The following is a 23584-nucleotide window of genomic DNA, read 5'->3' on the forward strand; positions in this document are numbered from 1 at the left end:
GCCTACCGGCTGAGCCGAAGAACCGACGCGTCGGCTACGGCGTCTGCCTGGCCGTCCGCCCACAGGGTGCGGACGTGCGCGAGGTGGCGGCGCATGCAGTCCTCCGCCTCCTGGATCCGGCCGGCCAGCATCAGGTCGAGGAGTTCGACATGCTCCTGGGCGGAAGACACCAGGCGGCCGGTCTCGTTCAGGCTGCCCAGCCCGAACAGGCGTGACCGCTTGCGCAGGTCGGCCACGACCTCCACGAGGTGAGGATTGCCGGCCAGGGCCAGCAGCTCCAGGTGGAACCGGTGATCCGCTTCGAGGTACTTCAGGACGTCATGCCCCTGGGCCGCCGTGACGATCTGCTCCGCCAGCGGACGCAAGGCTTCCAGTTGCCCGGCACTCGCCGTCGCGGCGACGCGGCCCACGGTGGGGACCTCGATCAGGGTCCGGATGTCGGTGAAGTCGTCGAGGTCCTTGTCGGTCATCTCCGTGACGCGGAACCCCTTGTTGCGCACCGCCTCGACCAGGCCCTCCCTCGCCAGGTCCAGCATGGCCTCACGCACCGGGGTGGCGGAAACGCCGAGTTCCGCCGCCAGTGTGGGGGCCGAGTAGATGACACCCGGACGGAGTTCACCCGCGATGAGCGCGGCTCGGAGGGCATTGGCGACCTGATCGCGCAGATGGGTCTGGACGGAGATCGCCTGCGACTTGAGATGAGGCATCTTCGCTCCTCCGAGTACCAGCCCTATATACCAGCGCATTGACCTCCCACTATACAATGTCACGTTGCTCCACTTGCAAGATCGGTTCCAGGCTCCGGGGCCGCACCAAGGCGGGGCGGGGGAGTCAGCGCAAGGACGCCATCCAGGTCTCCACCTCGTCCGCGTCGCGCGGCAGGCCCGAGGACAGGCACATGGCCCCGTCGGCCGTGATGACGAAGTCGTCCTCGATCCGTACGCCGATGCCGCGCAGTTCTTCGGGCACCGTCAGGTCGTCGGGCTGGAAGTAGAGCCCGGGTTCGACGGTGAGGACATGTCCGGCCTCCAGGACACCGCCCAGGTACGTCGCGTCGCGGGCGCCGGCGCAGTCGTGGCAGTCCAGACCCAGCATGTGGCCCGAGCCGCACAGGGTGTACCGGCGGTACAGGTCGGACCCGGAACCCGAAACCGCACCGCCGGACGGCCGCAGCCCCCAGGCGTCGAGTCCTTCGGCGATGACCCGCATGGCGGCGTCGTGGAAGTCGCCGTACCGGGCGCCGGGCCGCAGCGCGGCGATGCCCGCCGACTGGGCGGCGAGGACCAGGTCGTAGACGCGGCGTTGGACATCGGTGAAGCGGCCGCTGACCGGCAGCGTCCGGGTGACGTCCGCGGTGTAGAAGGAGTCCGCCTCGACGCCCGCGTCCAGCAGGAGCAGGTCCCCGTTCCGCACCGGGCCGTCATTGCGCATCCAGTGCAGGACGCAGGCGTGCGCCCCCGCCGCCACGATGGTCTCGAAGCCCAGTCCGTGACCGCCGAGCCGGGCACGCCGGTTGAAGGTGCCCTCGATCCAGCGTTCTCCCCGCGCCAGGAGAGTGGCGTTGCCCAGTTCGCCGACGACGTCGTGGAAACCCGCGACGGTGCAGTCCACGGCGGCACGCAGCTGGCCGACCTCCCACTCGTCCTTGACCAGTCGCAGTTCCGACAGGAAGGTGACCAGTTCGGCGTCTGCCCGCGAGTCCGGCGGAACCAGCGAGTCGACGTGCGCGTCCTCACCGCGCAGCACGCGGGTCGGTGCCTTCTTCCCGAGAGCCCGCTCGAGATCGTCGCGCGCGGCGACCTCGAGACCGAGGGCGTCCGCGGTCTCCGACAGCGTTCTGCGCCGGCCGATCCAGAACTCGCCGTGCCGTCGGTCGCCGTAGAACTCCGCGCCGTTCCGGCCGCCGTCACGCGGCGACCGCGGCCGGACGAACAGGGTCACCGAGTGTCCGCATCCTGTCGGCTCGAAGACGAGGACGCTGTCGGGGACCGCCTGCGTCCCGTGATCGGCGGTGAGATGGACGAAAGCGGAGTGCGGCCGGAACGTGTAGTCGAAGTCGTTGCTCCTGACCTTCAGCCCGCCTGACGGGACGACGATCCGCTCACCGGGAAACCGTTCGGACACCGCCGAGCGCCGCTTGGCCGCGCACGCCGCACCCGGCAGGAGCGGCGGCTTCAGGTCCGTATTCGCCCAGCCTCCCCGGAAGGGGCCGGCCGGGGTGGCCGGCCCGTGAGACTCGTCATCGCCCGTGTCGGAGGCGTTGCCCTGCTCCTGCATCGAGAAGCCTCTCCTGTTTCGTGTCGTGGTTCGGCTGCACAGCTTCCGCTCTGCAGCGAAGATGCGGTTGACCGGAGTCGTGCTGACGCGGTCCCCGGTGGCCGGCCCCCGCCCGCGGGGAACGCGGCAGGAGACGTCAGGCGCGCAGCCGGGACATCCAGGCCTCCACCTCGTCCGCTTCCCGCGGCAGGCCGGCCGAGAGGTTCTCGCTGCCCTCCTCGGTCACCAGGATGTCGTCCTCGATCCGTATGCCGATGCCCCGGTATTCCTCGGGAACGGTCAGATCGTCGGACTGGAAGTAGAGGCCCGGCTCCACGGTGAGCACCATGCCCGGCTGCAGTGTGCCGTCCACATACATCTCGGTGCGGGCCTTGGCGCAGTCGTGAACGTCCAGGCCGAGCATGTGGCCCGTGCCGGCCAGCGTCCAGCGACGCTGCAGTCCGAGTTCGTACGCCTCGTCCGCCGACCTGTCCCCGAACAGCCCCCAGGCGGCCAGGTGTTCGGCCAGAACCCGCTGGGCGGCGTCGTGGAAGTCCCGGTACGCGGCACCCGGCTTGACCGCGGCGATGCCGGCCTCCTGCGCCGCGTACACCGCGTCGTAGACCTTTCGCTGGACCGGGGTGAAGCGCCCGTCGACGGGCAGGGTGCGCGTGATGTCGGCGGTGTAGAGATTACGGGTCTCCACTCCGGCGTCGAGCAGCAGAAGTTCGCCGGGACGGGTCTCGCCGTCATTGCGCACCCAGTGCAGAGTCGTGGCGTGGGATCCCGCCGCGCAGATCGACGCGTAGCCGACGTCATTGCCCTCGATCCGGGCGCGCGTCCAGAACGTGCCCTCGATGAGCCGCTCGGGCGTCGGCGCGGCGGCGCTGAGGGCGCGGACGACGTCCTCGAAGCCGAGGGCCGTGGCCTCGCAGGCGAAACGCAGATCAGCGATCTCCCACTCGTCCTTGACCAGACGCATCTCGGAGAGGGCCACGCGGAACTCGTCGTCGTGCTCGTCCGTCACCTTCCCTTCGAGCACCGAGTCGATACCCGCGTCGTAGCCACGCAGCAGGCGGACCGGGCCGTCGGCCGCGCCGAGCCGGTCGGCGAGCGTGCGGACATCGCGGCAGGGCAGACCGAGCAACTGCTCGTTCTCCGCGAGGCTGTTGCGGCGGCCGTCCCACAGCTCACCGTGATAGTCGAGCCAGAACTCTCCGCTCTCCCGGTCGGAGCGGGGGAGCAGGTACGCGATCGCCCGGTGCCCGCCGTACCGGCCGGGCTCCAGGACCAGCACGGCGTCCTGGGACTGATCGCCGGTCAGGTAGACGTAGTCCGACGAGGGCCTGAAGGGGTAGGCCGTGTCGTTGGCGCGGACCTTCGGGTTGCCGGCCGGGATCACCAGCAACTCGCCGGGGAACCGGGCGGACAGCTCCGTCCTGCGACGCGCGGTGTAGGCCGACTGCGCGATCTGCTCCAGACCGCGGCGCTCCGTGTCCGCCCAGCCCTGCTTCATGTTCTCGGCGAGTTCGACGCTCACCCGGCCGTACAGACCGTTCTTCCGCTCTCTGCTCTCATCCGTCTCCGCGGCCGTCTCCGCGGCCGTTTCTGCGGCCGTCTCTGCAGCCACCATCGCCTCCTCAGACGTATTGGTCATGGACATATCTCGAACAGGTTCGACAGCAGCCGTTCGCCGGCGGGCGTCACCGACCAGCGCGCATCCGGGGCGCTGCCGTCCTGAGTGCTCCGCCGGTCAGCCGGGGCAGGTGTGGTCGCCACGGGCAGAACCGCCCAGCACCGCTTGCCGGAGGCGGTGCGTTCGACGCCCTGGAACAGACAGAGGGCTTCTATGAGAAGAAGGCCGCGTCCACGCTCGTCGTCGACCTCGGCCGCACACGGCTGCGGAACCGCCGCACTGCCGTCGAGGACCGCGATGACGAGGAGGCCCTGCTCCAGGGTCACCTCGACGGACATGGGTCCGCCCGCGTGCTGGAGGCCGTTGGTGAGCAGTTCCGATGCCACCAGTTCCAAGCGGGAGAACAGCTCGTCCTCGAACGATGTGTCCCACGACCTCACCGTCGCGGAGATACGGTGGCGAGCGCCGTGAACCGCCGCCGCGGTCGCCTCCACGGTGAAGCTGGCCTGGGTATGAGGCATGTTGTCTCTCCTCGAAGATGAGGCGCTTCGGCGGTCACCGGATGCCACAGCCGCCGCGGCGCACGAGCACTCCGCACGGCGATGAGGACCGCCACGGGGATGCCCGGGTCACCGGGAGCAGACCCGCTCCACCTCGGCGGGACAGGACGTGCAGGGAGAGTTCCACGACCGGCTCCGCGGGGACAACGGGCTGAGGCATAAGAGAACGAGCGGACCACGCATAACGCGCGGCGCCCGCGGCGAGCCGGCCGGGCCGCACCACTCCGGCCCCGAGAGCGTGGAGTGCCGCGCCTGTCGGCCCGCGCGCATAATGGACCCCTGTTTCCGCCGCACGACGAGGTGAACCGATGGAACTGGAGTTGCGTCACCTGCGTGTGCTGTGCGCGATCGCGGACTGCGGGAGCGTCGGCCGGGCGGCCGTCGCGCTCGGATTCACCCAGCCCGCACTGAGCACCCAACTGCGTCGCATCGAGCGACTGCTCGGTGAGGGGGTGTTCCTGCGCGGCAGTACGGGCGTGCGGCTGACCGCCTATGGAGCGGAGGTCGTGAGCCAGGCACGCGAGATCCTGGTACGTGCCGACGCCCTCGGGCGACGGCGTACGAGCTGCCCGACCACAGTGGACGGTACGCTCCGCCTCGGCGCCACCAACACACCGATCGTGCCGACGCTGCTGAACGCCCTGCGCGACGCCTGCCCGGACCTCAAGGTCTCCGTCTGCAGCGTCTACGCCACCGGCGAACTGCTCAGTCTCCTGGAGGCCGGCGAGCTCGACGCCGCACTGGGCGTCGACTACCCCGGACTGCCCCTACGGCACTCCTCCGCTCTGGCGCACCGTGCCATCAACACCGTCCCGATCTTCGTGGCCATGCACGCCGGCCACCCGCTGGCGCACCGCGTGGAGGTCCCGCTGGAGGAGCTGGCCGAGGACACCTGGTTCGTCTCCTCCGACGACGGGGTGGGCTGGCCCGGCGCCTTCTACGACGCCTGCCAGGCCGCGGGTTTCATGCCGGCCGGTACCCACGAGTTCCACGTACTCGATCAGCTGCAGTCCATGATCGCCAGGGGGCTGGGGGTGACCGTGGTCCAGCCCACCGTGCGCCCCATCGACGGGGTGGTGGTCAAGCCTCTGGCCGGGGACCCGTTGTGGCAGCGGCACCTGCTGATCTGGCGCGGTGAGGCCGTCGAGGCATCCGTGGTCGAGGCCGTGCATCACCACGCGGTCCGCGTCTACCGCGACCTGTTGGCCCAGGCCCCCCACCTGCAGCGCTGGGTGAACCGGGCCTACACCTCCGCACGCCTGCCGAGCGGGCTCGGGTAGGAATCTCCGTCCGGCTCTCACCGGCCGAGGTCGGGCAGGGGGCGCCGGGCGACCTCCCGGGCGTCGTCCGCGGTCAGGCCCAGCATGCGCAGGACCATCTCGGCGAGGTGCGATGCCGCCTCGTCCCCGTCCAGGTCGGGGCGGGAGAATTTCAGTTCCAGCAGTGACAGCAGCGTGCCGCCCAGCGCGGAGAGGGCGACGGCGGGTTCCACGGCGGTGAAGCGGCCGGAGGCGATCCCGCTCTGCAGGTCGCGCCGGGCCCGCGAGGACAGGCCGTTGTCCGTGTGCAGGTAGCCGAGTCCACGGCGGCGCAGCTGACCAGGACGCAGTTCTACCTGCCGGTGCCGCCGGAGTCGCCGCCGGGCCGGCGGTACCGCCACTGGGCACCCTGGCCGGTGCCGGGTTGCTGCTGCTCATGGCCGGCGCCGTGATCACGCACGCACGCCGCGCAGACGGGGTGCGCGCCCTCGCCCCCGCGACCGTGTGCGCCCTGCTCGTCACCGTCTACCTCACGTCCCTGCTCACGACGTCCGGCTGAACCAGCGACACGGCGGGACCGGCGACGCCATCCCGGTTCAGCGGCAGGTGACGTGGACGCGGGCCCAGGAGTTGTTGCCGTAGCCCCGGGGATTCCACAGGGAGCGGGGAGATTCGGGCATGAGCGCGCCGGTGCTGTCCCACGCCCGGGCGGTCACGTGCCTTTCGCCGGCGGGCAGGTCGAGCGTGGTGCGCCAGTGCTGCCAGACCCAGGGGCTGTCCGCGGGGTCGAGTTCGGCCTGCCGCCAGTCGCCTCCGGCGTCGGGGGAGACGTCGACGCGGGCGACGATGCGGCCGTCGCCCGCCAGGGCGTAGCCCATGATTTCCGTAGGCCCCGGGGGCAGTTGGGCGCCGTTGTCAGGGGTGAGGATGTCGCAGTTCACGGGGAGCGGGCCGAGGGAGATGCCGGTGCCGGGTTCGGCTCGGGCGGGGTCGGCCCCGGCCGGCAGGATGCGGTAGGCGGTCGTCTGGAAGTAGCTGGTCGAGGGCTGGGACCGGGCGGTGATCCGCGTGAGCCATTTGACGCTGCGTGCGCCGATCCAGCCCGGCACCACGGCACGCAGCGGGCCGCCGTGGACGCGGGGGAGTGGTTCTCCGTTCATGGCCCAGGCGAGCAGCACTTCCGGGCTGCGGGCCTTGGTGGCGGGGATCGAGCCGCCGTAGGGCTGGGGCGGGTCGGCCTTCCGCGAGACGTCCGGGGCGCTGAAGGCGATGTGCGCGGCCTGGGATTCAAGGCCGGCTTCGGCCAGGACGTCGCGGAGCCGGACGCCGCTCCAACGGGCGGTGGCGGTGGCGCCGGGGCCCCAGGAAGCCTCGCCCGGGATGTCGCGTACCGCGGCGAGACCGGCGCGCCGGTTGCCCGCGCACTGCAAGGTGGCCTTGATCTCCACCTCCTCGAACCGCTCGCGCAGTTCCCGCAGGGAGAGCTCCAGCCGGTGCCCGACCAGGCCGTCCACCCGCAGCCGCCACGCCCTCGGGTCGATGTCGGGGATCGGTCCGTGGTTGCGGCTGTAGAAGACGCCGACGGGGGTCTGCCGCTCTCGCGCCAGCGCCACGCGCGGCGGTTCGGCGTTGAACGGCTCCCGCTCGTGCACCACCATGTCGTCCCGCTTGCCCCACAGCTCCATACGGGACGCCTACCCGCGGCCCGCGGTCGGACCCTCGCATGCGGGGGCGATGCCCCCGACCGGGTGCGGGCTTTCCGGTCGATCCGATCGATGGGTCATGCGGGATCCGCGACGGGCGGCGCGGCGGGTTTCGGGATGCCGGCCTCGGGTGCGTACTGGGCCGCCTGCGCGTCGAACATGGCGGCGTAGCGGCCCTGGGCGGTCATGAGTTCGTCGTGGGTGCCGTGTTCGGCGAGGCGCCCCTGGGCGAGGACGTAGATGCGGTCGGCGTGGCGGACGCCGGACATGCGGTGCGTGACCAGGACGACGGCCCGGTTCGGGGCGGCGAGGCGGCGGATGCGGTCGAAGGCTTCGATCTCGGCTTCGGGGTCGAGGGCGGAGGTGGGTTCGTCGACGATGAGGACGCTGTCCGCCCGCGATGTCGAGCTGCGCCAGTGGGTGCGGGCGAGACCCACCTTCTGCCATTCGCCGCCGGAGAGTTCGATGGCGCCGCGGAACACGCGGGCCAGCAGGCTCCGCAGCCCGTCGGGGAGTCTGGCGATGACCGGTCCGGCTCCGGCGTAGTCCACCGAGGGCTGCAGGTCCTGCGGTGCGGCCGCGTGGGCGGGGCGGCCGAGGCGGATGTTCATGGCCGCGGTCACGGGCCAGCGCTGGAAGTCCTGGGTGAGCAGGGAGACGCGTTCGAACACCTGGGAGCGGTCGAGGTCGCCGATGTCCGCCCCGCCCCAGCGTAAGGCGCCGGCCTGGGGCAGCAGCAGGCCTGACAGGATCTTCATCAGCGTGCTCTTGCCGGAACCGTTCTCACCGACCACGGCGGTGACCGAGCCCATCGGCAGGGTGAGGGACACCTGGTCCAGGGCGTCCGTGTCACGGTCGGGGTAGCGGTAGGTCACGCGGTCGAGGACGATCTCCCTGACCTGCTCGGGGACCGGATCGCCGCCCTCCGGGATGGTGCGCCGCGCTGCCTGCACCAGGAACCGGCCGTGATCGCGGACGTAGAGGGACTCCTCGTGCAGCTGGTTGATGTTCATCACCAGCGCGCCCAGGCTCGCCGACCCGGTCCGAACCGCGATCACGGCGGTACCGGCGATGGCGAGGCTCATGTGCCCGGCCGTGATCAGCCAGAACATGGCCCCGTATGTCGCGGCCATGGCCAGGCCGGACAGCGCGGAGGCGACCCACTCGGTCAGGGCCTTGCTGGAGGCGAGGCGTTCCTGTTCGGACTCCGCGCTCTCGGCCATGCGCTCGTAGCGGCTGAGCAGGAAGGCGCCGACGCCGTGGAGGCGGACCTCCTGGGCGGCGCTGCGCTCGGTGAGCAGGTTGCCGATGAGCCGGCCGGCCCGCACGTGCTCGATCCAGCTCATCACCGACACGTACCGCTCCTGGGCCACGCGCATGGCGCCCCAGCCGCGCGGGGCGGCGATGAGGATCAGCATGGGCAGCAGGACCGGGTGGAGGACGGCGAGCACGCCGGCCGTGGTGACCAGGGAGATGAGGCCGTTCAGCGCGGCGACGCAGGCGCCGATCATGCGGCGGGCGGAGGCCGGACCGTACTGGGCGACGTCCACGAGCCGCCGGAAGTCGGGGTCGTCGATGGCTTCCAGCTCGACGCTCGTGGCGGCGGCCAGGTACTGGGTGGTGGCGATCCGCTCGACCATCGGCTCCAGACGCCCGGCGCGAGAGGTCGACCACGCGGAGAGGGCGGAGTTGACCACCCCGATGGCGGCGACGGCCAGCAGGCCGGGCAGCAGCGAGTGCAGCCGCTGGACGGCGTCGCCGCTCCCGCCGAGCAGGGCGTGCATGACGGCGTTGAGGGCGAGCAGGCCGACGGCCGCGGCGATGCCCTGGCCCAGCTCGCTGGCCGCCACCGCGAACAGTGCCCGCCGGTCGGCGCTCCACGCCAGGCGCAGGGTGGCGCCGACGAGGGACGGCATGGAGCGCAGCGCCGACATCATGGTCAGGTCCAGGCCGGCGTGCTCGTGGTGGGACCAGCCCATGTCATAGCGCAACGGTCCGCCGAACAGCTCCTGTTCGGCGTCGGAGACCCGTGGCTCGGCCATCTTCACCGGACCGAAGAACCTCTTCACCGGGCGCCTCCCGAAGTGGGCCAGTTCAGGGCCCGGTACGCCGGGCCGTGGGTGAGCATGCCGAGTCTGTTGCAGACCGCCGTCCGGCAGGATCGGTTCGTGGAAGTGTCACGCTTCCGGGGCGAGTTCTGCTCATGTCCGACCAGGCGTTCGGATGCGCTGTCCGGGCCGGCCGACAGGGTGCTGCGTGCGGACGGCCCGGTCCGCACGCTCGTGGAGCTGCGCCGCCGGTGCGACGGCCCAGGCGTTCCTCCCCGTCTGTCACGCTCGGTTACTATGCTCACTTCGGGCCGGAGGCCGGCCGCGGAAGGCAAGCCGAGTGAGCCGAGTGAGCCGAGTGAGCCGAGTGAGCCGAGTGAGCCGAGTGAGCCGAGTGAGCCGAAGGACACTGTGGGGGCCTGGGAGATGCTGAGAGAGGTCACCGCAACCCGTTACGTCGCGCCCCTGCACTCCGGCGGCTCCGTCCCCGCGATCGTCGAGGCCGACGACCTGGGCACCTACGTCGTGAAGTTCACCGGCTCCGCGCAGGGGCACAAGGCGCTGGTCGCCGAGGTGATCGTGGGGGAGCTGGCCCGCGCCCTCGGACTGCGCTTCCCCGAACTCGTGCTGGTCCACTTCGACCCGGCGATCGCCGGGCAGGAACCGCACCAGGAGGTGCGCGACCTGCACGCCGCCAGCCACGGGATCAACCTCGGCATGGACTTCCTGCCGGGCGCGCGGGACTTCACGCCCGAGGTCGCGAAGGTCTTCCCGGTCGATCCGCTGGAGGCGGGCCGGATCGTCTGGCTCGACGCGCTGACCACGAACGTGGACCGTACGGTCCACAGCTCCAACCTGATGCTGTGGCCCACGCTCGGCATCGCACCCCCGCGGCTGTGGCTGATCGACCACGGTGCCGCCCTGGTCTTCCACCACCGCTGGGACATCTCCGCCCCGGAGAAGGCGTACGACTTCCGGCACCACGCCCTCGGCCACTACGGCCCCGACACCCGGGCGGCCGACGCCGAGCTGGCACCGAAGGTGACGCCCGAGCTGCTGCGCGAGGTCACCGCGTGCGTGCCGGACGCCTGGCTGGCCCAGGAGGCGGGGTTCGCCGGCCCGGACCAGGTGCGCGAGGCGTACGCGGGCTACCTGCACGCGCGCGTGCGGGCCTCGGCGGCCTGGCTGCCCACCGACTTCCCCGGCCGGGAGGAGCTCGCCGCCGAAGAGGCCCGGCGCGCGGCACGCACCCAGCAGGGCCGCCCCGACTGGCTCAAGCGGGTGCCCGACCTGCACGGCAGGCCGGCGGCGGAACAGGACTGGTCGGTCCACCTGGGCTGAGGCGTCAGCCCGCGAGCTGTTCGTACGCCGGCAGGGTCAGGAACTCGGCGTAGTCCTCGTCCAGGGCGACCCTGAGCAGCAGGTCGTGGGCCTGCTGCCAGTGGCCGGACGCGAAGGCCTCCGCGCCGGTCTCGCGGCGGACGGCGTCGAGTTCCCCGGCGGCGATCTCGCGGACCAGTTCCGGCGTCGCCCTGGTGCCGTTCTCGAACTCGACGCCGGCGTTGATCCACTGCCAGATCTGGGAGCGGGAGATCTCCGCGGTGGCCGCGTCCTCCATGAGGTTGAAGATGGCGACCGCGCCGAACCCGCGCAGCCAGGCCTCGATGTAACGGATGCCCACCTGGACGGCGTTGACGAGACCGGCGTACGTCGGCCGGGCGTCCAGGGAGTCGACGGCGATCAGGTCGGCCGCCTCGACGTGGACGTCCTCGCGCAGGCGGTCCTTCTGGTTCGGCCGGTCGCCGAGCACCTTGTCGAAGCACTCCATGGCGATCGGCACCAGGTCGGGGTGGGCGACCCAGGAGCCGTCGAAGCCGTCGCCCGCCTCGCGGTCCTTGTCGGCCCGGACCTTCTCGAAGGCGACCTTGTTCACCTCGGGGTCCCGGCGGGACGGGATGAAGGCCGCCATGCCGCCGATCGCGTGCGCGCCGCGCTTGTGGCAGGTGCGGACCAGGAGTTCGGTGTACGCCCGCATGAACGGGGCCGTCATCGTCACCGCGCCCCGGTCCGGCAGGACGAACCGGGGCCCGCAGTCACGGAAGTTCTTGATCACGGAGAACAGGTAGTCCCAGCGGCCGGCGTTCAACCCGGAGGCGTGGTCGCGGAGTTCGTAGAGGATCTCCTCCATCTCGTACGCCGCCGTGATCGTCTCGATCAGGACGGTGGCGCGGACGGTGCCCTGCGGGATGCCGACGTAGTCCTGAGCGAAGACGAACACGTCGTTCCAGAGGCGGGCCTCCAGGTGCGACTCCGTCTTCGGGAGGTAGAAGTACGGGCCCTTGCCGAGGTCGAGCAGGCGCCGGGCGTTGTGGAAGAAGTAGAGGCCGAAGTCGACGAAGGCGCCGGGGACCTGGGTGCCGTCGGCGTCGACGAGGTGACGCTCGTCCAGGTGCCAGCCGCGCGGGCGCACGACCACCGTCGCCAGTTCCTCCTCCGGGCGCAGGGCGTACGACTTGCCGCTCGCCGGGTCGGTGAAGTCGATGCTGCGGGTGTACGCGTCGATCAGGTTGACCTGGCCGAGGACGACGTTCTCCCAGGTCGGGGCGGAGGCGTCCTCGAAGTCCGCGAGCCAGACCCGTGCGCCGGAGTTGAGGGCGTTGACCGTCATCTTGCGGTCGGTGGGGCCGGTGATCTCGACCCGGCGGTCGTCGAGGGCGGGGGGCGCCGGGGCCACCCGCCAGGAGTCGTCCGCGCGGATGGCGGCCGTCTCGGGGAGGAAGCCGAGGGTGGCGGTGCGGGCGATCTCGGCGCGGCGCTCGGCGCGGCGGGCGAGGAGTTCGTCACGCCGGGGCGTGAACCGGCGGTGCAGCTCGGCCACGAAGGTGAGCGCCGCGTCGGTGAGGACCTCCTCCTGCCGCGGCACGGGCTCGGCGTCGACTACGGCCAGCGGGGACGGCGCTGCTGCGGGCATGAGCTGTCACTCCTCGATAGGGCGCTGCTGGGCGCTTCTGCTGGATGGATACTAATTTCCTCATCGTGGAACCTCAATGACGTGCTGCCGGCGCCGGGAGTCCCGCGGCTACTCCAGGTGGGCCAGATCCCGCTGCGTGTCGATGTCGTACGGCCGCGCCACGTCCGCGCACTCGACGAGCGTGAGCGCCGCCTCGTGCGCCCTGAGGTAGGCGCGCGCCCCCCGGTCCCCGCTCGCGCTCGCGGTGACCCCCGCCCAGTGGGCGGCGCCGAGCAGGACGGGATGCCCGCGTACGCCGTCGTAGGCGGCCGACGCCAACGAGGTCTCGTCCCGGCAGGCCGCCAGCACGCGGCCCACCGCCTCCGGCCCGATGCCGGGCTGGTCGACGAGCGAGACGAGCGCCGCCCGGGCGCCCGTGCCGGCCAGCGAGCCGAGCCCGGCCCGCAGCGAACCGCCCATTCCCTCCTCCCAGCCGGGGTTGTCGACGAGCACGCAGCCGGTCAGCCGGGCCCGTGCCCGCACGTCGGCGGCCCGCGCCCCGAGCACCACATGGACGCGGGCGCAGCCGGCCGCGCGCAGCACGCCGGCCGCGTGCTCCACGAGCAGCCGCCCGCGGTGTTCGAGCAGCGCCTTCGGCCGCCCGCCGAGCCGGCGCCCGCCTCCCGCGGCGAGCAGCAGTCCGGCGACCTGGCCGTGGTTGTCGGTGTGGTCGGTCATGCGTCCTGCATACCTGACATCCCGGCGGGCGCCCGGTCTCCTGGGGCTGAATTTCAGCCCGCGCGGTGGCGCGCGGGGTCCCGGGTGGCGTTTACTTGCCCGCGTCCCCGGCGCTCGACCCGCGCACTGGGGCGCGGACCGAGTGGATCATGGCAGAACGGCGCACGGCGGCGCGCGGGGGCGCGCGAACGGCGTGTAAGGGCGCGCGAGTACGTGCGAGGGGGAGAACTGTGTTGCGGAGCATGGGGCAGAAGTCGGTGACCGGTAGCGGCGAGGATCCGAGAGTGACGGGACTGCGGGCCGCGGTGTCCCGGCTGCGTCGTGAACTCGCCGCGCACCCGGCCCAGGTCCCCGACCGGTGCATCGCCGACCAGGAACTGGCGGCGCTGGCCGCGATGACCCTCGACGGCGCGCCCGAGACCCCGCGGCTGCGCCGCTCGCTGCTCGTGATCGCCGGCGCGATCGGCTCGGTGAGCGCGCTCTCCGGCGCGCTGTCGCAGGTGCGCGACGCGGTGGACCTGTTCGGGGAGCCGACGCGCGGCTGAGCCCCCGCCAGCGGGCAGCCGGGCGGACCGGCCGGGTTCAGGCCGGCGTGCCGCCCGTGCTCGCCAGGGACTCCGACAGTTCCCGGGCCACCTGCTGCAGCACCGGCACGATCCGCTCCGTCGCCGTCTCCGTGACCCGGCCCGCCGGGCCGGAGATCGAGATGGCGGCGGCGGTGGGGGAGCCGGGGACCGGGACGGCCAGGCAGCGGACGCCGATCTCCTGCTCGTTGTCGTCCATGGCGTAGCCGAGGCGCCGTACCTCCCGCAGGGCGGCGAGGAAGCCGTCCGGCGTGGTGATCGTCCGGTCGGTCAGGGCCGGCATGCCGGTGCGGGCGAGCAGGGCGCGCACCTCGTCGTCCGGGACGGTGGCCAGCAGTGCCTTGCCGACGCCCGTGGAGTGCGGCAGGACGCGCCGGCCGACCTCGGTGAACATGCGCATCGAGTGCTTGGAGGGCGCCTGGGCGACGTAGACGACCTCGTCGCCGTCCAGCAGCGCCATGTTCGCCGTCTCGCCGGTCTCCTCGACCAGGCGGGCCAGGTGGGGCCGGGCCCAGGCGCCGAGCAGGCGGGAGGCGGACTCGCCCAGGCGGATCAGCCGGGGACCGAGCGCGTACCGGCGGTTGGTCTGCTGGCGGACGTACCCGCAGGCCACGAGCGTGCGCATCAGACGGTGGATGGTGGGCAGCGGCAGCCCGCTGCTCGCGGACAGCTCGCTCAGGCCGACCTCGCCGCCCGCGTCCGCCATCCGTTCGAGCAGGTCGAAGGCGCGCTCGAGGGACTGGACGCCGCCACCGGCCGGGGGCTTGGCGGAGCCGGTGGCGCTGGCGCTGGACGTCGGCACGGCGCGTTCCTTTCGGGACCGGCGGCAACCGGTCGGGACTGGCGGCAAGGGCAGCAGCGTACCCGCAGGCCCGCAGGCCCGCAGGCCCGCAGGCCCGCAGGCCCGCAGGCCCGCCGGTCGCCGTGCGGAGCCCGCGGGCGAAGGGCGCCCTTGACGACGCGGGTGCGGGGAGTGAAGACTCCTTCAACAGAACGTTGAATTCCGTTACGTGGAAGTAAACCCCGTTCCTCGGAAGCAACGCGTCAGACGGCAGAGAGGGGTCCGGGTTGTCCGACACAGAGCCCGACGCGGAGCTGGTGCTGCGCTCGACGCGCGTCATCACCCCGGCGGGGACCCGCGCCGCCTCGGTCGCGGTGGCGGCCGGCCGGATCACCGCCGTCCTGCCGTACGACGCGCCCGTCCCCGCCGGCGCCCGGCTCGAGGACATCGGCGACGACGCCCTGCTGCCCGGCCTGGTCGACACCCACGTGCACGTCAACGACCCCGGCCGCACCGAGTGGGAGGGCTTCTGGACCGCCACGCGCGCGGCGGCGGCCGGCGGCATCACCACCCTCGTCGACATGCCCCTCAACTCCCTCCCGCCGACCACCACGGTCGGCCATCTCCGCACCAAGCAGGCCGTCGCCGCCGACCAGGCACACGTCGACGTCGGCTTCTGGGGCGGCGCCCTGCCCGACAACCTCCAGGACCTGCGCCCACTGCACGAGGCCGGCGTCTTCGGCTTCAAGGCCTTCCTGTCGCCCTCGGGCGTCGAGGAGTTCCCGCCCCTCGACCGGCGGCAGCTCGCGCGGGCGATGGCCGAGATCGCCTCCTTCGACGGGCTGCTCATCGTGCACGCCGAGGACCCGCACCACCTGGACGCGGCCCCGCAGCACGGCGGCCCCCGGTACGCCGACTTCCTCGCCAGCCGCCCGCGCGACGCCGAGGACAGCGCCGTCGCCCACCTCGTCGAACAGGCCGAACGCCTCCACGCGCGCGTGCACGTCCTGCACCTGTCGTCCTCCGGCGCGCTGCCGCTGATCGCCGCGGCCAGGGCGAGGGGCGTCCGCGTCACCGTCGAGACCTGCCCCCACTACCTCACCCTGACCGCCGAGGAAGTCCCGGACGGCGCCAGCGAGTTCAAGTGCTGCCCGCCCATCCGGGAGTCGGCCAACCAGGACCTGCTGTGGCAGGCGCTCGCCGACGGGACCGTCGACTGCGTGGTCACCGACCACTCCCCGTCCACGGCCGACCTGAAGACCGACGACTTCGCCACCGCCTGGGGCGGCATCTCCGGCCTCCAGCTGAGCCTTCCCGCGGTGTGGACCGGGGCACGCGCGCGCGGGCACGGCCTCGAGGACGTCGTGCGCTGGATGTCCACGCGGACGGCGCGCCTGGCCGGCCTGGAGGCCCGCAAGGGCGCCATCGCGCCCGGCCGCGACGCCGACTTCGCGGTGCTCGCGCCCGACGAGACGTTCACCGTGGACCCGGCGGCCCTCCACCACCGCAACCGCGTGACGGCGTACGCGGGACGGACCCTGTACGGCGTGGTGAGGTCCACCTGGCTGCGCGGCGAGCGGATCGTGGCCGACGGGGAGTTCACCGCCCCGAAGGGCCGGCTGCTGACCCGCCCCCGCTGACCCGCGCGCCCCCGCCCCTCAGCGGCCGGCTCCGGAGAGGAACCGACTCCGGAGAGGAACCGGACCGACTCCGAAAGGAACCCCTGATCGACGTGACGGCGATTCCGAGCTTCACCGGCGACGCGCGCCCCTACGCCGGCGGTGACCCCTACGCGGACTACCGCACCGCCGACTTCCCCTTCACCCACCACGCCGACCTCGCCGACCGGCGACTCGGCGCGGGCGTCGTCGCCGCGAACGACGAGTTCTTCGCCGAGCGCGAGAACCTGCTGCTGCCCGGGCGCGCCGAGTTCGACCCCGGGCGCTTCGGGCACAAGGGCAAGACCATGGACGGCTGGGAGACGCGACGGCGGCGCGGTACGTCGGCCGGCCACCCGTGGCCGGCGGCGGACGACCACGACTGGGCGCTGGTGCGCCTCGGCGCGCCCGGCGTCGTGCGGGGCGTCGTCGTCGACACCGCCCACTTCCGCGGCAATCACCCGCAGGCGGTGTCGGTCGAGGGCACGTCGGCGCCGGGCCATCCGTCCCCGGCCGACCTCCTCGCCGACGACGTGAAGTGGACGACGCTGGTGCCGCGCACACCGGTCGGCGGCCACGCGGCGAACGGTTTCGCCGTCCACGTCGAACAGCGCGTCACCCACCTGCGCCTCAACCAGCACCCCGACGGCGGCATCGCGCGCCTGCGTGTGTACGGCGAGGTCGTGCCCGACCCGGCGTGGCTGGCCGCCCTCGGCACCTTCGACGTGGTCGCGCTGGTCAACGGCGGCCGGGTCGAGGACGCCTCCGACCTCTTCTACTCGCCCGCCGCCCACACCATCCACCCGGGCCGCTCCCGCAGGATGGACGACGGCTGGGAGACCCGCCGGCGCCGCGACCGGGGTCACGACTGGATCCGCTACCGTCTCGCCGCCCGGTCCGGCATCCGCGCGGTCGAGATCGACACGGCGTACCTGAAGGGCAACAGCGCCGGCTGGGCGTCGGTCTCCGTCAAGGACGGCGAGGACGGCGACTGGCGCGAGATCCTCCCGCGCACCCGCCTCCAGCCCGACACCGACCACCGCTTCGCCCTGCCGGAGCCCGCCGTCGGCACCCACGCGCGCGTGGACATCTACCCGGACGGCGGCATCTCCCGCCTGCGCCTGTTCGGCACCCTCACGGAAGACGGCGCGTCGGAACTGGCCGCACGCCACCGGGCGTCGGCCTCCGGCTGACGCCCGGTCCGCCGCCGGGCCCGGCGTCCCGGACCGGGCACAGGGCCGACCCGGCATCGGCGTGCCGAAGCGCTCGGCCGAGTCGAGCACTTCGTCGACGGGCGGGGCGCTGACACGTGCGCGTGGCGCATCGGTGTCGCCCCGGCCGCCGCCCGCCGGCCGCTGCCCGCTGCCCGCCGGCCGCCGCCCGCCTCCCGCAGCCCGCCGGCCGTCACGGCCGCGGCTCGTACCCGGTCCCGCCCCGTGGCGCGCGTCGAGCCTTCCGACCGGCCGCCGTGAGGCCCGCCGGTCCCGCCGACCGTCCGGATGGCCGTCCGGATGGCCGTCCCGACGGCCGATGTCCCTGAGGCCGTCACGCCCGCTGCCGCACCAGCCGTCACACCGGCCGTCACGGCCGCGGCCCGTGGCGCCCGGTCAGGCCGCGTGTCCTCCGTCCACGGACAGTTCGGTGCCGGTGATGTAAGCCGCGTCCGGGCCGGCGAGGTACGCGACCGCCGCAGCGATCTCGTCGGGGTCGCCGAAGCGGCCGAGCGCGGTCAGCGCCGTCTGGGGCGCGGCGTACGGTCCGTCGGCGGGGTTCATGTCGGTGTCCGTGGGGCCCGGGTGCACGATGTTCGCGGTGATCCCGCGGGACCCCAACTCCCGCGCCAGCGCCTTCGTCAGACCCGTCAGGGCCGACTTGCTCATCGTGTACAGCGTCGCGCCGGGCCCCGCCACACGCTGGGTCAGGCAGGTGCCGACGGTGATGATGCGGCCGCCCGCCGCCAGGTGCGCGGCCGCCGCCCGGCAGGCCAGGAACACCCCGCGCACGTTCACGGCGAGCACCCGGTCGACGTCCGCCGCGGTGAGCGTGTCGAGGGGGCCGAGGACGCCGATGCCGGCGTTGTTCACCAGCACGTCGAGCCCGCCCAGTTCCCCGGCCGCGCGCTCCACCGCCTCCGCCGCCTCCCGCGCGTCCGCGGCGTCCGCCCGGAGGGCCACCGCCCGCCGCCCGAGGCCCTCGACGCGCCGGACGACGTCCGCGGCCGCCTCCTTGCCGTCGACGTAGGTGACGGCCACGTCCGCGCCCTCCCGGGCCAGCCGCACCGCCGTCGCCGCGCCGATGCCGCGGCTGCCGCCGGTCACCAGGGCCACCTTGCCGGCCAGGGGAGACGCGGAGTGCGATGCGGGGTCGGGGGACGTGGTCAGGGGCTGCTGAGAAGTAGTCATGGACCCATCCCAGCGGCCGCCGCCCCCCCGGCGCTGGCGGCCTGCGGACACCGACCTCGGTTCCCGGGCGGGCCGAGCGATGAGTCGCGGGAGCCGGAGGTGTCTGAAGTGACGACGGAAGACCCCGCACACCGGAAAGCAGGCATCCGCCATGGGCAGGCTCGTCTCCACGATCTTCGTCACCCTCGACGGCGTCTACCAGGCCCGGGCGGCCCCGAGGAGGACACCCGCGACGGCTTCCGGCAGGGCGGCTGGAGCTTCACGTACGGCGACGACGACTTCGGCCGCTTCGTCAGTGACGTCTTCTCATGCGCCGGCGCGTTCCTGCCCGGCCGTGTCACCTACGACATCTTCGCCTCGTACTGGCCGAAGGCGACCGACCCCGCCGACCCGGTCGCCGGCAGGCTGAACGCCCTGCCGAAGTACGTCCCCTCCACCACTCTCACCGACCCCGGGTGGTCCGGCACCACCGTGCTCACCGGCGACCTCGCCGAGGAGGCGACGGCCCTGAAGGAACGCGTCGACGGCGAGCTCCAGGTGCACGGCAGCGGCGCCCTCGTCCGCTCCCTGCTCGGCCTCGGCCTCGTCGACACCCTCCATCTGGCGACCTTCCCGGTGGTGCTCGGCTCCGGGCGCCGCCTGTTCACGGAGGGCGCCGAGCCGACCGCGTTCACGTACACCGCGGGCCACGTCACCGCCGGCGGCGCGGGCAGTCGCCCGCGCCGCCGCGCGCCGCGTGCGACTGTCCGGGCGCGGGGCGACGGGGGCGGGCCGTCGGACCTCAGCAGCCGAAGTCGATGAGGTCGAACGTGGCGTAGTGGTCGGCGGTGTAGTAGTCCTCCTGGTACTCCTCGCCGGTGACGATGCGGCGTGCGCCGCGCGTGGAGGAGCCCGGGGTGATCACCGTGTACTCGTGGTAGTAGCCGGACGGCTGGCTGGGCAGGACGCCTTCGCGGTTCTGGAAGACGGTGCCGTCCTGCGAGTACGGGAAGGGGCCGTCCGACGCGATCAGGTCGAGCGTGTCGTAGGCCTGGGACGGCAGGTCGCTGTAACAGATGCTCCCGACGGAGGTGGCGGCGGCGTCCGCCGTGGTGGCGGAGACGGCGCCGCCCACGAGGAGGGCGGACAGGAGGGTGGCTGCGGCGCCGATCCGGGTGGCGCGTGGGGGGAAAATCATGGCCACATGATGACGCGCGTAGAAGGTGGCATGTCAATGACAACTTCGGCCGATTTCCCGCCGGAACACGTGCGTGACCGGCCGTTCACCTGAACGCCGACTCGACCCCGCCCGGGATTTCTGCCAGTGCCACCGGTCGGCGCTCCCGCCGGGACACTTCGCAGGCCTCGGCCACGCGCAGCGCCTGCAGCGCCTCGCGGCCGTCGCACGGGTTCGCCCGCTGGCCGAGCACCACGTCGACGAACGCGGCCAGTTCCGCCTCGTAGGCGGGGCCGAAGCGTTCCAGGAACCCGGGCCACGGCTTGTCCGCGGCCGGCGGCCCGGTCGGCTCGGTGGAGGCGATGGGCGTGCGGTCGTCCAGGCCGACGACGATCTGGTCGAGCTCCCCGGCCAGTTCCATGCGCACGTCGTACCCGGCGCCGTTCAGCCGGGTCGCGGTCGCCGTGGCGAGCGTGCCGTCGTCGAGGGTGAGCAGGGCGGCGCCGGTGTCGACGTCGCCCGCCGCGCGGAACATCGCGGGTCCGGCGTCCGACCCGGCCGCGTACACGTCGACGACCTCGCTCCCGGTCACCCAGCGCAGGGCGTCGAAGTCGTGGATGAGCGTGTCCCGGAACAGCCCGCCGGACAGCGGCAGCCACTCCGGTGGCGGCGGGGCCTGGTCGGAGGTGAGCGCCCGCACGGTGTGCAGCCGTCCCAGCCGGCCGGAGCCGACCGCCTCCCGCGCGCCCAGGTAACCGGTGTCGAAACGGCGCTGGAAGCCCATCTGCAGGATCGTCCCCGCGGCCTCCACCTCGGCGATCGCGTTCAGGGTGCCGGGCAGGTCGAGGGCGATGGGCTTCTCGCAGAACACCGGCAGCCCCGAGCGTGCCGCCCGGCCGATCAGTTCCGCGTGGGCCGACGTGGCCGTCGTGATCACCACGGCGTCCACGCCCCATCTGAAGATCTCGTCCACGCCCGGAGCCGCCGTCTCGCCGAGCCGGTACGCGAGCTCCTGGGCCCGTGCCGGATCCGTGTCCGTGAGGATCAGGGAGCCGACCTCGCGGTGACGGCTGAGCGTGTTCGCATGAATGGTGCCGATGCGGCCCGTACCGATGACCCCGATGCGCATGGAAACAAAAGTGCGACGCGAACACGGACACTGTCAATGCGTATGTCCGGACAATCGAACTACACGACTTCCCGTCAACAACGCACGGAGTTACGCTCGGCCCCGTGCCGAAACCACAAGAGGACCCGACCGTGTCGCTCGACCTGCGGGTGGACCGCAGCTCTCCGGTGCCGCTGTACTTCCAGCTGTCCCAGCAGCTCGAGGCGGCGATCGAACGCGGAGAGCTCACCCCGGGCAGCCTGCTGGGCAACGAGATCGAGCTGGCCGCGCGCCTGGGCCTGTCCCGGCCCACCGTCCGCCAGGCCATCCAGTCCCTCGTCGACAAGGGCCTTCTGGTGCGCCGCCGCGGCGTCGGCACCCAGGTGGTGCACAGCCAGGTCAAGCGCCCGCTGGAACTCAGCAGCCTCTACGACGACCTGGAGGCGGCCGGCCAGCGCCCCGCGACGAAGGTGCTGGTCAACACCGTGGTCCCGGCGACGGCGGAGGTCGCGGCCGCGCTCGGCGTGGCCGAGGGCAGCGACGTGCACCGGGTGGAGCGGCTGCGGCTCGCGCACGGGGAGCCGATGGCGTGCCTGTGCAACCACATCCCGCCCGGCCTGCTGGACCTGGACACCGCGCAGCTGGAGACGACCGGCCTGTACCGCATGATGCGCGCCGCAGGCATCACGCTGCACAGCGCCCGCCAGTCCATCGGCGCCCGCGCGGCCACCGCCGGCGAGGCCGAGCGGCTCGGCGAGACCGAGGGCGCCCCGCTGCTCACCATGCAGCGCACCACCTTCGACGACACCGGCCGCCCGGTGGAGTTCGGCAGCCACACCTACCGGCCGTCGCGCTACTCCTTCGAGTTCCAGCTGCTCGTACGGTCATGAGTCCCGCGCTGGTCGTATTGTCAGGACAAAGGCGCGGGTGACTCGTCCCCGCCTTTTCTCCCCGGCACGGCACGCAGAGTCACGGTGAGGCAGAATCGGGCCTTGATGAGCACCTACCGCGACTTCACCGCCCCCATAGGCTCCCGCCGCGCTCCGGTCCTGAGAACCGTGGGCACCCGGGAGCGCCGCTCGCACCTCACGGCGCCCCGCGTCCCGACGGTGGGCATCGACATCGGCGGCACGAAGGTCATGGCGGGCGTCGTCGACGCGGACGGCAACATCCTGGAGAAGGTCCGCACGGAGACGCCGGACAAGTCCAAGAGCCCCAGGGTCGTCGAGGACACCATCGTCGAGCTGGTCCTCGACCTGTCCGACCGGCACGACGTGCACGCCGTCGGCATCGGCGCGGCCGGCTGGGTCGACGCCGACCGCAACCGCGTCCTGTTCGCACCCCACCTGTCCTGGCGCAACGAACCCCTGCGCGACCGCATCGCGGGCCGCCTCGCGGTCCCCGTCCTGGTCGACAACGACGCCAACACCGCCGCCTGGGCCGAGTGGCGCTTCGGCGCCGGCCGCGGCGAGGACCACCTCGTCATGATCACGCTCGGCACCGGCATCGGCGGCGCGATCCTGGAGGACGGCCAGGTCAAGCGCGGCAAGTACGGGGTCGCCGGCGAGTTCGGCCACATGCAGGTCGTGCCCGGCGGCCACCGCTGCCCGTGCGGCAACCGCGGCTGCTGGGAGCAGTACAGCTCCGGCAACGCGCTGGTGCGCGAGGCGCGCGAGCTGGCCGCCGCCGACTCCCCGGTGGCCTACGGGATCATCGAGCACGTCAAGGGCAACATCTCCGACATCACCGGTCCGATGATCACCGAGCTGGCCCGCGAGGGCGACGCCATGTGCATCGAGCTGCTGCAGGACATCGGCCAGTGGCTCGGCGTCGGCATCGCCAACCTCGCCGCCGCCCTCGACCCCTCCTGCTTCGTCATCGGCGGCGGCGTGTCGGCCGCGGACGACCTGCTCATCGGCCCCGCGCGCGACGCCTTCAAGCGCCATCTCACCGGCCGCGGCTACCGCCCCGAGGCCCGCATCACCCGCGCCCAGCTCGGCCCCGAGGCGGGCATGGTCGGCGCCGCCGACCTGGCCCGCCTGGTCGCCCGCCGCTTCCGCCGCGCCAAGCGGCGCCGGGTGGAGCGCTACGAGCGCTACGAGCGGTACACGTCCTCCCGCCGTGAGGACACCGCATGACGGCCGCACTGCCGCGCCAGGCGGAGCCCACCGGCCGGCGCCCCGGGCACGCCGAGGACCGCCGCCACATGATCCGCCGCAGGACGCTCACCCTCCTCATCATCGTGCTGCTCATCGGCGTACCGGCCGGCTACCTGGTGATCTCGGCCAACCAGAGCCGCAACGCGGGCAAGGACAAGGAGGCGAAGTACTCGGCGACCGGCCTGACCAGGGGCTGGCCGTCCAAGGTGCAGCGCCGCCTCTACCAGGTGCCGATGCCGCACCCCTCCGGCAAGGTCGCCTACTACGAGACGAACAACTGGAAGACCAGCCGCCTCTACGTCCAGTTCCAGACGCCGAACGCCAACCTCGACGTCTTCCTGCGCGACATGGGCGTCGAACGGTCGGACCTGAAGCGGGGCGACATCACCATCGGCGCCCGCGACCAGAAGATCACCGGCTGGCGGTTCACCGGCGCCGGCCCCTGGTACGGCCTCGTCCACCGGCAGAAGGACCCCAAGCCGACCCAGGACGTCGTCGTCAGCCTCGCCGACCCGGACAACCCGTTCGTCTACGTCGTCTCCCGCACCGTCCCCTGACCCGGGCGGCGCCGGGGCCGTACGGGCCG

At 72.7% G+C, this 23584-nt stretch carries 21 protein-coding genes and 2 pseudogenes; 10 read left to right on the forward strand and 13 right to left on the reverse strand.

From position 1 onward, the window contains the following. Nucleotides 1-2: 2 nt before the first annotated feature. The 4 genes from ACH4ZX_RS14325 to ACH4ZX_RS14340 form a co-directional block, all read right to left on the reverse strand. A complete protein-coding gene (locus ACH4ZX_RS14325) occupies nt 3-707 on the reverse strand; it encodes a GntR family transcriptional regulator (RefSeq protein WP_398272005.1) in 705 nt (234 codons plus the stop codon). Nucleotides 708-831: 124 nt separating this feature from the next. Next, nucleotides 832-2277 carry an aminopeptidase P family protein gene (locus ACH4ZX_RS14330; protein ID WP_398272007.1) on the reverse strand — a complete coding sequence of 482 codons (1446 nt, stop codon included), beginning with the start codon at nt 2275-2277 and terminating at the stop codon, nt 832-834. A 136-nt stretch (nt 2278-2413) separates the two neighbouring features. Continuing rightward, nucleotides 2414-3913: an aminopeptidase P family protein gene (locus tag ACH4ZX_RS14335; protein WP_398272008.1), complete on the reverse strand. Its 1500-nt coding sequence runs from the start codon at nt 3911-3913 to the stop codon at nt 2414-2416. Beyond that, nucleotides 3910-4413, reverse strand: a complete 504-nt coding sequence (locus ACH4ZX_RS14340) for an ATP-binding protein (RefSeq protein WP_398272010.1) — start codon at nt 4411-4413, stop codon at nt 3910-3912. Before ACH4ZX_RS14340 ends, ACH4ZX_RS14335 begins: the two co-directional genes overlap by 4 nt. Nucleotides 4414-4760: 347 nt before the next feature. Between ACH4ZX_RS14340 and ACH4ZX_RS14345 the strand changes: the two genes are divergently transcribed. Next, entirely contained in the window at nt 4761-5732 is a 972-nt protein-coding gene (locus tag ACH4ZX_RS14345) for a LysR family transcriptional regulator (protein WP_398272012.1), read from the forward strand. Between the two features lie 17 nt (nt 5733-5749). Here ACH4ZX_RS14345 and ACH4ZX_RS14350 read toward each other — a convergent pair. Then, nucleotides 5750-6046: pseudogene (locus tag ACH4ZX_RS14350) on the reverse strand (TetR/AcrR family transcriptional regulator); the annotation flags it as partial. A gap of 74 nt (nt 6047-6120) precedes the next feature. Between ACH4ZX_RS14350 and ACH4ZX_RS14355 the strand changes: the two are divergent. Further along, nucleotides 6121-6270 (forward strand): DoxX family protein, encoded by a 150-nt coding sequence (locus ACH4ZX_RS14355; protein WP_398272141.1) that lies wholly within the window; start codon nt 6121-6123, stop codon nt 6268-6270. A 37-nt stretch (nt 6271-6307) separates the two neighbouring features. Here ACH4ZX_RS14355 and ACH4ZX_RS14360 read toward each other — a convergent pair whose 3' ends face one another. Continuing rightward, on the reverse strand, nt 6308-7396 hold the full coding sequence (locus ACH4ZX_RS14360; RefSeq protein WP_398272013.1) for a sulfite oxidase: 1089 nt from the start codon (nt 7394-7396) through the stop codon (nt 6308-6310). Between the two features lie 95 nt (nt 7397-7491). Continuing rightward, on the reverse strand, nt 7492-9483 hold the full coding sequence (locus tag ACH4ZX_RS14365; RefSeq protein WP_398272015.1) for an ABC transporter ATP-binding protein: 1992 nt from the start codon (nt 9481-9483) through the stop codon (nt 7492-7494). 405 nt (nt 9484-9888) lie between these two features. Here ACH4ZX_RS14365 and ACH4ZX_RS14370 point away from each other — a divergent pair, with 405 nt between their 5' ends. Then, entirely contained in the window at nt 9889-10803 is a 915-nt protein-coding gene (locus tag ACH4ZX_RS14370) for a HipA family kinase (RefSeq protein ID WP_398272017.1), read from the forward strand. A gap of 4 nt (nt 10804-10807) precedes the next feature. On the opposite strand, the gene aceB is transcribed toward ACH4ZX_RS14370, so the two are convergent. Then, entirely contained in the window at nt 10808-12433 is a 1626-nt protein-coding gene (aceB, locus tag ACH4ZX_RS14375) for a malate synthase A (protein WP_398272019.1), read from the reverse strand. A 108-nt stretch (nt 12434-12541) separates the two neighbouring features. Beyond that, nucleotides 12542-13150 (reverse strand): NTP transferase domain-containing protein, encoded by a 609-nt coding sequence (locus tag ACH4ZX_RS14380; RefSeq protein ID WP_398272021.1) that lies wholly within the window; start codon nt 13148-13150, stop codon nt 12542-12544. A 230-nt stretch (nt 13151-13380) separates the two neighbouring features. Here ACH4ZX_RS14380 and ACH4ZX_RS14385 point away from each other — a divergent pair, with 230 nt between their 5' ends. Then, nucleotides 13381-13695 carry a DUF5955 family protein gene (locus ACH4ZX_RS14385; RefSeq protein WP_398272023.1) on the forward strand — a complete coding sequence of 105 codons (315 nt, stop codon included), beginning with the start codon at nt 13381-13383 and terminating at the stop codon, nt 13693-13695. Nucleotides 13696-13732: 37 nt separating this feature from the next. Here ACH4ZX_RS14385 and ACH4ZX_RS14390 read toward each other — a convergent pair whose 3' ends face one another. Continuing rightward, nucleotides 13733-14536, reverse strand: coding sequence for an IclR family transcriptional regulator (locus ACH4ZX_RS14390; protein WP_398272025.1), 804 nt, complete (start codon nt 14534-14536; stop codon nt 13733-13735). 266 nt (nt 14537-14802) lie between these two features. Between ACH4ZX_RS14390 and allB the strand changes: the two genes are divergently transcribed. Both allB and alc read left to right on the forward strand, forming a co-directional pair. Further along, nucleotides 14803-16155, forward strand: coding sequence for an allantoinase AllB (allB, locus tag ACH4ZX_RS14395; protein WP_398272026.1), 1353 nt, complete (start codon nt 14803-14805; stop codon nt 16153-16155). Nucleotides 16156-16247: 92 nt separating this feature from the next. Continuing rightward, on the forward strand, nt 16248-17366 hold the full coding sequence (alc, locus tag ACH4ZX_RS14400) for an allantoicase (RefSeq protein ID WP_398272028.1): 1119 nt from the start codon (nt 16248-16250) through the stop codon (nt 17364-17366). Nucleotides 17367-17780: 414 nt separating this feature from the next. Here alc and ACH4ZX_RS14405 read toward each other — a convergent pair whose 3' ends face one another. Continuing rightward, the gene (locus tag ACH4ZX_RS14405) at nt 17781-18575 is read right to left on the reverse strand and encodes an SDR family NAD(P)-dependent oxidoreductase (protein WP_398272030.1); all 795 of its coding nucleotides are present in this window, start codon (nt 18573-18575) and stop codon (nt 17781-17783) included. A 151-nt stretch (nt 18576-18726) separates the two neighbouring features. On the opposite strand from ACH4ZX_RS14405, the pseudogene ACH4ZX_RS14410 reads away from it, so the two are divergent. Beyond that, nucleotides 18727-19376, forward strand: a pseudogene (locus tag ACH4ZX_RS14410) (dihydrofolate reductase family protein). Here the strand turns inward: ACH4ZX_RS14410 and ACH4ZX_RS14415 are convergent. Next, nucleotides 19357-19752, reverse strand: a complete 396-nt coding sequence (locus tag ACH4ZX_RS14415; protein WP_398272032.1) for a ribonuclease domain-containing protein — start codon at nt 19750-19752, stop codon at nt 19357-19359. The pseudogene ACH4ZX_RS14410 and the gene ACH4ZX_RS14415 sit on opposite strands and share 20 nt — an antisense overlap. Nucleotides 19753-19837: 85 nt before the next feature. Continuing rightward, the gene (locus tag ACH4ZX_RS14420) at nt 19838-20860 is read right to left on the reverse strand and encodes a Gfo/Idh/MocA family oxidoreductase (RefSeq protein ID WP_398272034.1); all 1023 of its coding nucleotides are present in this window, start codon (nt 20858-20860) and stop codon (nt 19838-19840) included. 131 nt (nt 20861-20991) lie between these two features. Here ACH4ZX_RS14420 and ACH4ZX_RS14425 point away from each other — a divergent pair, with 131 nt between their 5' ends. The 3 genes from ACH4ZX_RS14425 (at nt 20992) to ACH4ZX_RS14435 (ending at nt 23555) form a co-directional block, all read left to right on the forward strand. After that, complete coding sequence (locus tag ACH4ZX_RS14425) at nt 20992-21729, forward strand: GntR family transcriptional regulator (RefSeq protein WP_398272142.1); 738 nt, start codon at nt 20992-20994, stop codon at nt 21727-21729. A gap of 105 nt (nt 21730-21834) precedes the next feature. Further along, nucleotides 21835-22977, forward strand: coding sequence for an ROK family glucokinase (locus tag ACH4ZX_RS14430; RefSeq protein ID WP_398272036.1), 1143 nt, complete (start codon nt 21835-21837; stop codon nt 22975-22977). Beyond that, nucleotides 22974-23555 carry a sugar kinase gene (locus ACH4ZX_RS14435; RefSeq protein ID WP_398272038.1) on the forward strand — a complete coding sequence of 194 codons (582 nt, stop codon included), beginning with the start codon at nt 22974-22976 and terminating at the stop codon, nt 23553-23555. The genes ACH4ZX_RS14430 and ACH4ZX_RS14435 overlap by 4 nt, the downstream gene beginning before the upstream one ends. Nucleotides 23556-23584 lie beyond the last annotated feature (29 nt).

Origin of the sequence: Streptomyces sp. NPDC020490, from assembly GCF_044335305.1 — a bacterium.
Taxonomy (GTDB): domain Bacteria; phylum Actinomycetota; class Actinomycetes; order Streptomycetales; family Streptomycetaceae; genus Streptomyces.